The organism is Paenibacillus sp. GD4 (assembly GCF_030846225.1).
In the GTDB taxonomy this organism is placed as follows: Bacteria; Bacillota; Bacilli; order Paenibacillales; family NBRC-103111; genus Paenibacillus_G; species Paenibacillus_G silviterrae.
Genome location: NZ_JAVCYK010000002.1, coordinates 1,186,625 through 1,199,089 on the forward strand (window position 1 = coordinate 1,186,625; position 12,465 = coordinate 1,199,089).

Sequence of the window (12,465 nt, forward strand, 5' to 3'; positions counted from 1 at the left end):
ATGCGTTTCATGCGGATCATGCTAATCAATTCCTTTAATAAAAAATAGACCCCCGAGCGAGGGTCTATGGTGTCTATGATTTAAACGAATCCCGGTATTGCGTTGGTTGTATGCCTTTGACTCGCTTGAAGGCGCGGCGGAACACCCTGTCGCTGCTGTAGCCTACCTGAACGGCGATGTCCTGTATGGACTGACTGCTGTGCGCAAGTAGCTCACAGGCTTTGTCCAGCCGTTTGTTCTCCAAATAAACCGAGAAGTTCATCTGCAGATGCTGCTTGAAGAAATACGATATGTAGCTCTCGGTAAGCTTCATATGCATCGAGAGGCTCGTCAGTGACAGCTCCGGATTGGCAAACTCCAGTTCGATGAACCTCAGCATCTGCCGCATGGTTTCTTCGTTGTGTTGATTGCGGTTCATCTTGGCCTCTTCACAGAACACCAACAGATAGTGGGTGATGATATGGTAGGATTCGGCAAAATCCCGGTGCAGCGTCTGGTCGAGCTTGCTTGACCACTCCTCCGGCGTTTGCCCATGCTTGGTCTGCATATGGCCGCTAACCTTCGTCAGCGTCCCCTTTAGCTCCAGCAGAAGCTGATGCAGTACGGAGGGAGCGAGCTTTCGTTTCTGTATGTTCTCTGCATAGATGTGCTCCAGCAAGGAGTTCAGCTCCTCTGATTCGCCTGCCAGAACCGTATTGTTGAGTTTAACCTCAACTTCCATCGGGTAGTAATAGCCGGTCTCCGTCGGCGTGAGCTCTTGCGTCCATAAGATACCGCTCTCCTCCACGTAATCGCCGGTCTGTCTCGTCTGCTGGTATGCCTTCCAGGTGTCGTTCAATGATTCGTAAGGAGGGCTGGCGATGATGGTCCCATGAATAGAAAATTTATGCCGGAGCAGACCATCCAGCGTTTCGAACTTTTGCTGCAATTCATGGCGATACTCCTCCGAATCGGAAGAAGCCACACCGTACCATACAACGATCGTATCTTCGCTAACGTCATGGATCCAAATCTCGCTTCCCAGAAGGTCACCGAGTAGATTCTTCACAATGAATTTGCTGAAATGAAGCTCCTTCAAAAAATCCGGCGAGATGATCCCGTTGTAGCCCCGGATTTTGATCAGCAGCATAAGGAAGCCTTCGGTCTTTAACTTCAGTCTAGCCTGGATTTGAAACGCTTCCATTTCACCGAAAGAATGAAAATCGCCTCGCAGCAGCTTATCGAAGAAGCTGTTTTTCAACAGGGGCAGCTGATCATCCATCATTTGCTCCAACTGCTGCTTGCTGCTGATGATTTCATGCAGAGCGCCCTTCATATACTCATACTCGTTCTGTCCCTTTCCCTCTTCCCGGGTCACATAGGTTTTGAACGAATAAAATAACTCCTGCAGCGGCTTGCTGTTCCGATAAGATAAATAAACGGCAATCAACAGACCTACGAGCAAGGTAACCACCGAAATATACCAGGTTGTTCGTTTGATATACACCGCTTTGGACAGCACAGAATCGGCGGGTATGACCGAGATGTATTTCCAACCGTTATATGCGGAGGTCGTATAGGCTACGAGCATATTCTGCTCATCGATTTGCTTATGAAAGCTCCCCCACGGCCCGGAAATCTCCGCAGGCTCTACAAGCAGCGCGGCATTGTCCGTTGAGGCCAGCACCTGCCCCGCGGCATCCGCAATATAGGCCCAGCCGCCCGAATTCCCTGTTACATGGTTCAGCATGGACGTTAGTTTCGTTTGATCGATATAGATGACGATCGCCCCGTCGGGAGCCGCATGGCTGCCCAAATAAAGCGAGCTGGCATAGGCAACGGAAGGAATCTGTCTCCCTTCAAAATGAAGAACGGCCGGAGGAAGCAACGACTTGAATCGCTCCGTGATCAATAAAGTCCAGCGATTGTATTCCAAGTCGCCGAATTTCATAAATCGCTCGTACTCTTCCTTGCCGTGATAAATCCCGCCGCCAACAGAAATCAGGGTCTCCGACTTCTTCAGGAATACCGAGAAATCAAAGATAAACCCATTGGTCATGTAAGCGCTGAGATCCTTCTTCATTTCGGTGAACAAAATATGGTCTTCGTCCGATAGCGGCAAGCCTACATTCAAGGCACTTCTCACATTCGCCAGTAAGGAGAAGCGGTTGACCATGTGATCGATCTCCTCCAGCCGCTGATCCATGATTTCCTTATTTTGATTTAGAATGGACAAATTCGCCTGAAGCGCACCGTCCTCCACAACGTTCACAGTATGGCTGTAAAGATAAGATCCCATGAGGATAGGAATCATGAGCACGATCAGATAGGATACAAAATAACGCTTCAATACGCCGTTGTTACCGACTGTATTCAGAAAAGTCTGCAGCATCGATATCCCTCCCTCCCGTTCGGCCACCTTTAAGATTCTCGCCGGATTCACTTTTAGGATAATCGATGGCTTTTGCAAGAGCAAGAAATAATAGCAAATTTGGAAGTGCAACAGGAACCCACCTATAATTCGACATTATCTCTAGTTATATAGTATAATAGTACTAATTAACTCAGAGCGGAGTGGTTCCCATGGTACATTTACTCTGGAATGCATTTGGGATCATAAGTTTTAGTATCGTCATTTACATATCAATTAGCGGCTTTTTTGATAGTGGAAAATTCGGAAACCATTGATCCTCAAATACTTGAGAATAAAAAAACCATTTACATCCAACACTACCTTTATTCTCTTTTATGCGGAGTGACTACTTTGGAATCCATTCCTTCTTTCGACCAAATACAAGAACTCAGAAAGGTTCTTAGGGACATCAGCATTGCACACTGGTATGGTGATGATTTATTCTCATGGCAGTGGTGGCTTCTCTTTGCTGCCTCCATCCTTCCATGGGTCCTTTGGTACAAGTATTTCCTGCCAAGAAAAGATCCATCTTTGGTCTATACGTATGGATTGATTTTGGGCGTAATGGCAACGTTCTGGGATGTTATAGGTGTAGATCTTTTGTTATGGGCTTATCCCACTAAATTAGTTCCAATGGTTCCTCCGTTATTCCCTGCAGATTTAAGCGTCATACCTGTAAGCTTCATGTTAATCTACTCGGCATTTAGGAATTGGAAGAGGTATGCATTGGCGACCCTGTTATGCTCTGCCTTTTTTGCCTATATCGTAGAGCCACTTTTTATTTCAAGTGATATGTTTGTAATCAATAAGCCCTGGACACATTCACACTCGTTTGTAGGATTATTTCTGTTAACACTTTTCTGTAAATGGTTTACTCAGAAAATTTACGCAAAATTTATCTCCAACCTCGGCTCGGCCTGATACGGCCATGCATAGCTCCGGCAAATAGCCTCAAGAACATGTTATTCAACGGAAAGCTCGTCAATTGCTTGAACAGCTAGTTCCAACGCTTTTATTCTTCTTGCTAAAAGGGTTCTTTGGGGACTGCCTGTCTTTGACTTAGTAAAACTGTTATTAATGGATGGTAATAAACCAGTAATAACATTGCGGGCTGCTCTTACATCTTCCTGAGTATATTGATGGGGGCTTTGATTCCAGATGTTTTCCAGCGCGGCCAAGCCGATGCAAACAGCCTTGAGTCGTTTCTTCGCTAGGGTCGTATTTGTACCATTATCCGTCATCTGGGAAATCGCATTCTCAAGCTTACTGATCGTCGATTGCAAAGATTTCAATGATTCCAACTTATCTACATCTGTTAATTTTTCCATGTCAGTACTGTCCTTTCCTTGTACCTGTCGATGTAAATCGTTCTTTACTTCAATGAAATTATGGGCAACCCCGTCTTAAATAAAAATGTTGTCTTAATCGGTATGCTGCTTGATCAGCTTCTGAAAACCAAGCGTCTTCTGGACTTTCCGGTAAAACGATCGAATCGATTCCTTGTCGCTGTACAGTTCGATCGTCTCCCCCTCTAGATAGGGCCTCCGGAAATACCGCCAATTGACACGAGTCCCGACATACTCCCAGCCGGCACCCGCATAAAGCTCGCAATATTCTTCCAGCTTCTCGGCGTTCATCGTATCCTGGTAATCCATCCGATACTCATACCCGACGCTCGGATCGTAATCGAAGCGGTAACGAATCATTCCCGGACGGTTCAGATGCAGCCCGCGTGCCGACAAGCCGGTCAACCAAACCTCGTCGCGCTTATAGTTCCAAACGAAAGAAAATCGGTTTTTGTATATCGATTTGGCGAGCCGAGCAACCTTACTCATGTACCATTCCTCACTAATTCTGTGACCTTTCGTCCGTTGCTTAACAATTCTTCCATTCGCTCCATTTCCGCCATCACGACTTTCTTGCCAAGAGGGGTAATCGCATAGGTTTTGCGGCGCGAATCCACCCCAACTTCGTCTGAAGGGACGATCAGTCCTTTTTTCATCAAATTATTAAGCGCCGTGTACAATGTTCCCGCCCCGATTCTGACGCGGCCTCCGCTCATTCTCTCCACGTCCTGCATCATGCCGTATCCATGTGCAGGAGATGCATACAGCGAAACCAAAATGTAGTAAAACGCTTCGGTCAAGGGCAGCATATCCCTGGTGTCCTCCAACGTGTCGCCTCCGTTCTCCATAACTATATCGTATGTCGGTATAATAACTAATGATATATCGACTGTCAATATATATGTACAAAATACGACGGCAGCCTTCGTTAATCGGCTGCCGTCGTGTTATGTTTGAGCTATCTCCTCTCCCTTATGCTTTCTAGTTCAATGTTCCGTCGAACTATCTCTTCCCAGAGTAATGTAATAAAATCTCTATGTAATTCCAATCTTACAGCATCTTTATAAGCCTTGATCAATAAATCTTCATCTAAATCCGATAAACCTATTTTTTCACTCATAGTCTCTGTCATCACCTTATACAAAAAGGTTGCTGTTTCGGCAACCCGGCTGCCGTGGATAGGCCCGTAGCTTTGCGTCCTTACTTTTCAGTAAGTTTGCTATTTCGAACAGTATAACTGTAATGTAAACCTAGACTAGTTTCATTTACAATATTAAAAATTGAAATATATGGTACTTTATAATCAAGTTTTTCTTAAGTTATGCTCCGAGATTACATATTCACTAATTGCAGCCGCGAAAAATCCTGGTGAAGCGAGCTTATTTTATTGATTTGCTCGATGCCATTATTCATGTTTGAAAAATTCAATTACCAACACAATTAAGCCAAGAATTGAAAGGGACACCACCCACTATCAAGTTGCTATCGTTCTCTGACAGCGTGCAAATGCCCTAATTATTATTATCTTCTTGAGTCTTTTTGTTTTGTCTGTATCGCATTATGGCAATAGGTAAGTTCAACACTCCAGTAAGAAAACAACATATAAGAGGTATCAATTGCGGCAGGGTAGGGTAAATTGCTTTTCCATCTCCTACAGGTCCAATTTTGGGTTGATGGCTATCCCACAAACCATACAGAAGACCCAAAAAAGGTGTTAATATGCAAATGACACTTGCAACTATATAAAACACAAACTTGTTCACTTCTCCTCCTCCTAACGATGAAGCTGCACGCGCCGAACTGCTCTCTGTGCATAGTGCTATCGACTAAGGATCGAGCTAGTGTAGTATTTCGTGTAATCTTCCACATGTTCCAAAAAATACCACAATCACTTATACGTCTCACTCCAAAAAATGTTTCATTTTGCGAGCTGTGACACAAAACAGTTCAAATATCGTCTAAAAAGCGGACGCACAAGGGACGAACCGCTCTTTTCTCTAATTTGCTCCTCCACTTCGGTTCCCCACACAACTAGTTTTCTTTGCCGTACCTTTTCTTCAAGCCATCGACTTCAATTTCAATACCAATATCGTTCGACCAACCAGTGTAGCCTGTTCCGTCCAGCAGCTTGCCTTCAAATGCCATGCCGACACTGACTTTCTGATGAGCCGGAAGCGTTATCGTTTTCGGTTCGAACTTGACCTTCGATGAACTTCGTATGAGATAAAGCCTGAGCGTTACATCCTTTTCCTTCCCAAAGTTAACCAGCGTAAGGGTGCAATCAGCTTTCGTACTCGCTTTCTCCGATCGATAGCTGCACTGGCTGTTATTTTTGGAAAAATCGACGGAAGCAACGGAATTGGAATGATAATGCACAAGAACCATGGCATGCTCGATCACGATCGGAAACAGAAACGGGAAGGCGATACAGCTCAGTACGATCCGGCTTCGAATTTTGGGAAACCGCACTTGATAATATTTCACCGCACCAATGTAACCAGTAATAATGACAAGCAGCCCAACAGTAACCGAGATATGAAGCCCCGAATCGTACTCAGCATTGGTCCACGGTGGTACTCCAGCCATTCTGAATATACTGTCTCCGAAAGAATAGCCAAGGTGGGTGTTAGATATGAGAAGCAGACCGATCAGAATGAGAACGAAAAACAGAACTTCTTTTCTATGCACTTCATCACCCCTTATATCGCCTAGCTCAGAATAATTTAAGAGAAGATGCTTCGCAACGTCAAGAAGGGGTGATCCCTTTCATTCTCAGATGACGAGAAACACCCCTTCTTGGCTTGTCCTGTAATAATTAGTCTTCTTCCTTTGGCCACCCGCCCCACAAATTGCCCATATGTCCGTCCGGGTCGCGGAAGGTAAAACCGTAACCACCTTGGGGCTTGTACACCATTTCGCCAACTGCGGCATCCTTCTTCTTTAACTCTTCATACGCTTCATGAATGTTGTCCACCTGAAGCGAGATAATCGGCTGAAGCTGCCCCCGGCTGTTCGTAAAGTCCAATTTCGGCACCTCCGGGCAGCGAACAAGCCCTAAACCGACACCTCCGACGTTGAGCCAAGCCTCTTGGTCGCCCGGGGTATATTCGAACGTGAATGGAATGCCAAGCATCTCCTTGTACCACCTCACGGAAGCTTCCAAATCACGAACCGGCAATTGGACAACCGCATAGTTTTTTACATTGACCGCCACAAAGTATTCCTCCCTCATATCGTTCCTCGCGAGAAAAATTCGATCAAATGGCCATCTGGATCTCGCAGAGTAAATGAGTAGTGCCCTTGCTATACGAATACATTCTCTTTCGTGACAGCATGGGCAGCGAGACTAAGGTAAGCACGGCAAATCATCACAGCCCACTGCTTAGACGGAGTGGGTGGGGTTTCGCATTTTATAGTTTTCGTGCCTTGATTACAAAGGTTACAGGAAGCATCTTTGCTTTTTTTGAAAAATCGCCGTTTCTCCTAGATTGCATAATTTCTTCATCAGATTCCTCAATCATTTGCTCAATGACAAATCCCTCTTTTGCTAACGCATTCACATAGGTTGATAGTTTACGATCCGATAATGTAAGTGTACTTTCGCCAAGAGTTACCGAATACCAAGATTCATCGAAATAGCATTTCTTAAAAACAAGCCTATCATTGTCTACAGCAACACATTTGTGTATCGGGTGAGACCAGCTGAAAATAAATATCCCGTCTTTTTTAAGGTAAGAAGCAATACGGCGAAAAGTCCCCTCAAGGTCGGTTGTCCAGCCTATGGCATAAATCGAATAAACAAAGTCAAAATAATCCTTTGGTATGCCGCATTCTTCTTCCATGGGAGAACAGATTAATGTTGCAGAAAGACCGCACGCTGTCAAATGCTGCTTTGTCTTTTCGATTTGGTTTTCCGATATATCCATCCCCCATAGTTCAGATGCTTTGCGTTCCCCAAGATATTGCAAGGATTGACCGCTTCCACAGCCTATTTCTAGCATCTTTTTCCCCGAGACATCGCCAAAAAGCCGGCACTTTTCCTCCGAGACAAAGGCTCCATAAAACGGAAGTGCGGTTGCTCCTAAAACATCATTTCCTGTTGTATTCCAAAATAAGCTATTTATTTCATGAATACTACTCTTATCCATGTCTACCGAAACTGCTCCAACCTCACGACCGCCTATCATGTTTGTTCTATAATCAGAATTTTTGTCCATACCGTCGTCCTCCACAGATACGATTAACCAATCATAACCAAATCCACCAAAACTATCATACCGTACATATGTTCTTGTGTAAATACCAGTCTATTACGAAATATAGAATGAGCAATATCGTTGGCTCAAGAAGAAAAGGCCGGAAGACCGCGCCACGCGACGACCGGGGGCAGCGTCCGGAGTCCGATTTTGCTCAAGTAGAGAAGCATTGGGACGAGATGGATGATGATGGGTTCGACGATCTCAGCTTCAGGCTCGTCTATCGACTGCCGTAGGCATTTAATAAAGGAAAGCATTTCATCGATCGGTAATTTATTGACCTCAGCAAGTGTGAGGCCGCCGGCGTATATATCCGACAATCCCTTGCTCAACCCAGTTCCCCGGCACGCCGAACATTCTGGTTGTTTGGAAAAAAATGATATCATCTTCAGATTGCCTTTGCTGGTCGTGCGTGTATTGATCATGGATTGAAGATTGGATACGCAGCCGCGGTAATATTCCGTACGGAGCCTTTTATTATATACAAACGAAACAGGTTCCTTGTCATGCCCATACAGTAAGACGGAAATAAACCCCGGATCCTGCTCTTCGAGCGGCCTAAGATAATCAATTCCAAGCATCGCCGCCAGCTGCTTGATTCTCGGAACCGGCGCGCAATTCGTGCCGGCCCATAAGAGGACGGCGCCATTCTTGAGCGACAGCTCGGGGGCAATCATTCGGCCGTGGTCGATTTCGGTCGATGCAACGGTCCCACTACATTCGGCACAAGGACCGTAAGAATCGGCGACCCTTGTCTCCGCTATACTTCCGTAAAGGGCGCCTAGATATTCCGATACGGTCATTATGATGCCGACAAGGGTCCCCGGACGTTTGGGGTTAAACGATCTAATAGGAATCTGTGTGCGCTCCATGGTTTCACGCTCCTTCAGTTGAATGCAATTTATACTGCACAAGTCCGCATATCACACAACCGCTCCAATCCCATTTTCAGACCCAAGCTTATTCGCCTTAACTGCCCAATACTTATTGGAGCTGCCGGCATCGTTCCGCCGTAGCTCCATAGTGTAACCGTATTCAGTTATCGTTTGGAAAGCATTTACTTTGAATCACCGGTTCAGTAAAAAATGATTCAAATTGCGTCGTACATATTCTCGGATGCTTTGGGAGGATTCGCACTCTTCACAAGCTTGCCTCCATCAAAATGGCGCCCGTATGTCTTGACAAAAGAGGTAATTTTCTCGGTAGTTGGCAACTCGCCGCTATGCTGCCACGTCAAAAAGTAAGACTGTACTTCCCCGCTATAAAAGACCCAGCTGAAAAATTTACGAGCAAAGTTATGGGAACCGCTCGTACGAAACTTATGCATTCGCTTGCCATCCCGCCAAACGGTCATCGTTTGACCGATCCCGCCCTGCATCTGACCGGTTAATTCGGCATAGAGCAAATCGTCGTTATTTTTCATTGCCTTCATAATAAATTGATTTAATATCCCGTTTAACATTAACCTCGGGATGTTAAACCTTTCGCCAAGGGTAACGGAAATGACCGCTCCTGGAGGAATTTCACAACTTCTGTCACCAAGTGTAAATGCTGCGCCATATTTGTTGTTCGGATCTTGGTGCTTTACCCATGCCCTCATCTGACTTCGCTCGCCTTCGTATGTAATACAAGTAAATTACGACGCGGCTTTTAATTATCCTCTTTTCCAGTATCAATCTCCGTTTATAATAAATTCGGCAGCAACGACTCCAATTGTATACCCCTTGACCCCTTCAGCATTATCGCATCGTTTGGCATCACCCTATTCTTCAGTACTTGCGCTAACTCCTTTTTGTCATTATATGCTTGGACACCGCCAACAGGAAATCGCTTCTCTGCTTCAAAAGCAATATATTTACTGAGATTGCCGACTGTATAGACAAAATCTATTTTAACCGGATCAATCATTCGCCCAATATCACGATGAAACTCCTGCTCTTGTTCACCAAGCTCCAGCATATCACCTAAGACTAGGTGTTTTCTTGAGTAACCTGTTAATTCTTCAAACGTTTTTATAGCCGCGCTCATTGAAATTGGACTTGCATTCCAAGCATCATTAATAATAGTAAACCCCAACGTGGACAGAATCTTCTCCATTCTCATGCTAGTTACTCTCAAGGATTGAAAACCCATATCTATTTCAGTTGGACTCAATCCCATTGTTGTTGCAACAGCAATTGTGGCCACTGCATTTATAACGTTGTGCGCGCCCAGAAGAGGTATGAAGAGGGGTTCATCACCGTTGTATATCAATATTCCGTCATCTTGCAAACCATCAATAATCTCTAATTTCGCGGCAGCAATTTCTTCCCGAGACCCAAGACTTGATAAATGAGAAACGCCAATCATGGTAATGACAGCTATGTCCGGTTTGGCGATAAGGGAGAGTCGACCCATTTGACCACGCTCACTCATCCCCATTTCAACGACGGCAACCTCAGTACTCTTATCTATTTCTAAAATCGTTAATGGTAAGCCTATTTGGCTGTTTAAATTACCTACGGTCTTGTGAACCCGATATTTAGTCTCTAGGACTGAACTGATCATATCCTTTGTAGTTGTTTTACCATTGCTGCCCGTGACACCGATTACTTTGATCGGCAGCTCTTTGCGGTAATTTGCTGCTAGCATTTGCAGAGATTTCATGCAATCATCTACATAGATTAGAGGTAAATGAATTGGAGGGTTTGGATGATCCTTTTGCCATAAAGAAGCCGTAGCTCCTTTGGTTAGTGCCTCTTCCACATAATCGTGAGCGTCTAATTGCCTTATGATTGGGATAAACAGATTTCCTGACTGTACCGATCTTGAATCAATAGACACACCTTGAATCAATAGTTCCTCATAATCACCAGATAGCCCATTTCCTTCGACCATTTGTTCAATAACTTTTAGCTTATGGGAAATCATCAAATCACCACCATTCACAGATTGAATGAATCAAATTATTATAGTTCTCGAACGAAAAGGATATTCCTTCCAACGGGTAGATATTAAAAAGTCCAACTTCTCTGTAGGAACAATGAGAAATTGGACATTTTTGAAGAGCGCCTTTGGCTTATTTTAATATTCTCCTTTAATTACAAAAAACGAACCTCGAATGGTTCCAGCTAGTTTAGACTTCTGTCTAGCAAACTTAAACTTCTCTTCTAACTCCTTCGGTACCTCCATACCCTCCGAAAGCTTAAAACCAACGGCCCGTTTCTTAGGGTCATCAACCGTATACATGACGTTAACCCCTAGACCATCCTCAAAAAAGACGAAGGCCCATTTGATATTTTCCACTTGAAAACGCGATGTTTCTAGTGGTTTGGCCGCAAACTCAATACCACGTTCTTCCTTCAAAATCCGGTTCACATAATCTAGAGTCTCCTGGCTCTCGCTAGCCGGTACTACCGTAAATTCATGCTTGTATTTGTTCATAAAGTAACGAGCTTCATTAGCACGTAGCCCAGCAAGCGCATCTACTACAGGTGAAGATTCCAGACCAACCGTAGACACATTTTTGAAATCAACGATATAGGACATTTCCATTCCTCCATTTACCCTTCGGTTCAATTCATAAAAATTGGATTACAATTCGGTCAACACATTTTCAAGCTTTCCACACATGCTCGTCCAACCATATTTTGCGCCTCCGAGCGCTTGGTCTTTGCTGAAGCCAGTTTGGTTAAGATGCAAATGAACGGTTCCGTCTTGATCTTCTTGTAATGTCCAAATGATCGTGGTATTTTCTCCGCCGCTGACCCAGGTATAGGACAAACGGTGCGGCTCGTCAACCTCCAACACTTCGCAATGGATGATGCCGTCCCAGTCGCCATACGGTTGCTGGCGGAACTGAAAACGATGGCCTACGATCGGTTTGAAATCGTTGTCCATAACCCATTTGGCCAATGTATCTGAATCGGTAAGGGCGGTCCATACTTTTTCTATGGGACTGTTAAATTGATACTCCAATGAAAGATTCTTGCTCATGATTGTTCCTCCCTCAATAAATAATCCAATTTTTGCAGATTGGTTGTCCAGAATTTTTCGTAGTACGATAGCCAATCCTGAATTTCTCTCAGCGGTGTGGGATTCAGGCGGTTGCGCGTTTCCCGGCCGACTTTGCGATCGGTCACGAGGCCAGCTTCCTTCAAAATCGTTAAATGCTTGGCAACAGCGGTGCGGCCCATTGAGAAATGGGCTGTCAGCTGGTTGAGCGGCAGTTCATCGGCGTCCGCCAATAGACGAATGAGCTTGCGACGGGTCGGATCAGCAATAGCATCGTAAATATCATGCGTTGGTGCGCTTGCGTTCATCATCAGCCTCCCCTTTAGAACAACATTAGACACCATATGGTGTCTTAATAATAAGACACTAAATGGTGTCGTGTCAAGTAAGGGATATTTATTTTATTGATTCTCTCGTTATTCCGTTGTAAGCTTGGATGAAGCCGGAAATTACCATAGCTTGGATAACTTTTAATACG

Annotated in this window: 16 protein-coding genes and 1 riboswitch; of the genes, 1 reads left to right on the forward strand and 15 read right to left on the reverse strand. The window is 44.7% G+C overall.

Features of this window, described 5'->3' with window-relative positions; genetic code table 11:
- Positions 1-73: 73 nt before the first annotated feature.
- The gene (locus RAC89_RS27985) at positions 74-2,371 is read right to left on the reverse strand and encodes an AraC family transcriptional regulator (protein WP_306616999.1); all 2,298 of its coding nucleotides are present in this window, start codon (positions 2,369-2,371) and stop codon (positions 74-76) included.
- A 273-nt stretch (positions 2,372-2,644) separates the two neighbouring features.
- Between RAC89_RS27985 and RAC89_RS27990 the strand changes: the two genes are divergently transcribed.
- Complete coding sequence (locus tag RAC89_RS27990) at positions 2,645-3,313, forward strand: CBO0543 family protein (protein ID WP_306617000.1); 669 nt, start codon at positions 2,645-2,647, stop codon at positions 3,311-3,313.
- Between the two features lie 41 nt (positions 3,314-3,354).
- On the opposite strand, the gene RAC89_RS27995 is transcribed toward RAC89_RS27990, so the two are convergent.
- From RAC89_RS27995 to RAC89_RS28055, 14 genes are all read right to left on the reverse strand, one after another.
- Complete coding sequence (locus tag RAC89_RS27995; protein WP_306617001.1) at positions 3,355-3,720, reverse strand: hypothetical protein; 366 nt, start codon at positions 3,718-3,720, stop codon at positions 3,355-3,357.
- 93 nt (positions 3,721-3,813) lie between these two features.
- The gene (locus RAC89_RS28000) at positions 3,814-4,227 is read right to left on the reverse strand and encodes a DUF2812 domain-containing protein (RefSeq protein WP_306617002.1); all 414 of its coding nucleotides are present in this window, start codon (positions 4,225-4,227) and stop codon (positions 3,814-3,816) included.
- Positions 4,224-4,565: a PadR family transcriptional regulator gene (locus RAC89_RS28005; RefSeq protein ID WP_373430070.1), complete on the reverse strand. Its 342-nt coding sequence runs from the start codon at positions 4,563-4,565 to the stop codon at positions 4,224-4,226. Before RAC89_RS28005 ends, RAC89_RS28000 begins: the two co-directional genes overlap by 4 nt.
- Positions 4,566-4,696: 131 nt before the next feature.
- Positions 4,697-4,870 carry a sporulation histidine kinase inhibitor Sda gene (gene sda, locus RAC89_RS31800; protein ID WP_373430071.1) on the reverse strand — a complete coding sequence of 58 codons (174 nt, stop codon included), beginning with the start codon at positions 4,868-4,870 and terminating at the stop codon, positions 4,697-4,699.
- Between the two features lie 24 nt (positions 4,871-4,894).
- Positions 4,895-4,969, reverse strand: a riboswitch (cyclic di-GMP riboswitch).
- A gap of 280 nt (positions 4,970-5,249) precedes the next feature.
- Complete coding sequence (locus RAC89_RS28010; protein WP_306617003.1) at positions 5,250-5,501, reverse strand: hypothetical protein; 252 nt, start codon at positions 5,499-5,501, stop codon at positions 5,250-5,252.
- 268 nt (positions 5,502-5,769) lie between these two features.
- A complete protein-coding gene (locus RAC89_RS28015; protein ID WP_306617004.1) occupies positions 5,770-6,426 on the reverse strand; it encodes a hypothetical protein in 657 nt (218 codons plus the stop codon).
- 127 nt (positions 6,427-6,553) lie between these two features.
- Positions 6,554-6,952 (reverse strand): VOC family protein, encoded by a 399-nt coding sequence (locus RAC89_RS28020; RefSeq protein ID WP_306617005.1) that lies wholly within the window; start codon positions 6,950-6,952, stop codon positions 6,554-6,556.
- Positions 6,953-7,148: 196 nt separating this feature from the next.
- A complete protein-coding gene (locus tag RAC89_RS28025) occupies positions 7,149-7,955 on the reverse strand; it encodes a class I SAM-dependent methyltransferase (protein WP_306617006.1) in 807 nt (268 codons plus the stop codon).
- Between the two features lie 125 nt (positions 7,956-8,080).
- Positions 8,081-8,866 carry an excinuclease ABC subunit UvrA gene (locus RAC89_RS28030; RefSeq protein WP_306617007.1) on the reverse strand — a complete coding sequence of 262 codons (786 nt, stop codon included), beginning with the start codon at positions 8,864-8,866 and terminating at the stop codon, positions 8,081-8,083.
- 218 nt (positions 8,867-9,084) lie between these two features.
- Positions 9,085-9,456: a hypothetical protein gene (locus RAC89_RS28035; RefSeq protein ID WP_306617008.1), complete on the reverse strand. Its 372-nt coding sequence runs from the start codon at positions 9,454-9,456 to the stop codon at positions 9,085-9,087.
- A gap of 221 nt (positions 9,457-9,677) precedes the next feature.
- Positions 9,678-10,922 (reverse strand): UDP-N-acetylmuramoyl-tripeptide--D-alanyl-D-alanine ligase, encoded by a 1,245-nt coding sequence (locus tag RAC89_RS28040; protein ID WP_306617009.1) that lies wholly within the window; start codon positions 10,920-10,922, stop codon positions 9,678-9,680.
- 135 nt (positions 10,923-11,057) lie between these two features.
- Positions 11,058-11,522: a phage tail protein gene (locus tag RAC89_RS28045; protein WP_306617010.1), complete on the reverse strand. Its 465-nt coding sequence runs from the start codon at positions 11,520-11,522 to the stop codon at positions 11,058-11,060.
- Positions 11,523-11,567: 45 nt separating this feature from the next.
- Complete coding sequence (locus RAC89_RS28050) at positions 11,568-11,969, reverse strand: SRPBCC family protein (protein ID WP_306617011.1); 402 nt, start codon at positions 11,967-11,969, stop codon at positions 11,568-11,570.
- The gene (locus RAC89_RS28055) at positions 11,966-12,295 is read right to left on the reverse strand and encodes an ArsR/SmtB family transcription factor (protein WP_306617831.1); all 330 of its coding nucleotides are present in this window, start codon (positions 12,293-12,295) and stop codon (positions 11,966-11,968) included. The genes RAC89_RS28050 and RAC89_RS28055 overlap by 4 nt, the downstream gene beginning before the upstream one ends.
- Positions 12,296-12,465 lie beyond the last annotated feature (170 nt).

Bases quoted from the DNA above. Each gene is read 5' to 3' on its own strand.
- RAC89_RS28035 (WP_306617008.1), bottom strand. From the start codon at position 9,456: ATGTTAAACGGGATATTAAATCAATTTATTATGAAGGCAATGAAAAAT.
- sda (WP_373430071.1), bottom strand. From the start codon at position 4,870: ATGACAGAGACTATGAGTGAAAAAATAGGTTTATCGGATTTAGATGAA.
- RAC89_RS28055 (WP_306617831.1), bottom strand. From the start codon at position 12,295: ATGAACGCAAGCGCACCAACGCATGATATTTACGATGCTATTGCTGAT.
- RAC89_RS27985 (WP_306616999.1), bottom strand. From the start codon at position 2,371: ATGCTGCAGACTTTTCTGAATACAGTCGGTAACAACGGCGTATTGAAG.
- RAC89_RS28045 (WP_306617010.1), bottom strand. From the start codon at position 11,522: ATGTCCTATATCGTTGATTTCAAAAATGTGTCTACGGTTGGTCTGGAA.
- RAC89_RS28000 (WP_306617002.1), bottom strand. From the start codon at position 4,227: ATGAGTAAGGTTGCTCGGCTCGCCAAATCGATATACAAAAACCGATTT.
- RAC89_RS28050 (WP_306617011.1), bottom strand. From the start codon at position 11,969: ATGAGCAAGAATCTTTCATTGGAGTATCAATTTAACAGTCCCATAGAA.
- RAC89_RS28030 (WP_306617007.1), bottom strand. From the start codon at position 8,866: ATGGAGCGCACACAGATTCCTATTAGATCGTTTAACCCCAAACGTCCG.
- RAC89_RS27995 (WP_306617001.1), bottom strand. From the start codon at position 3,720: ATGGAAAAATTAACAGATGTAGATAAGTTGGAATCATTGAAATCTTTG.
- RAC89_RS28025 (WP_306617006.1), bottom strand. From the start codon at position 7,955: ATGGACAAAAATTCTGATTATAGAACAAACATGATAGGCGGTCGTGAG.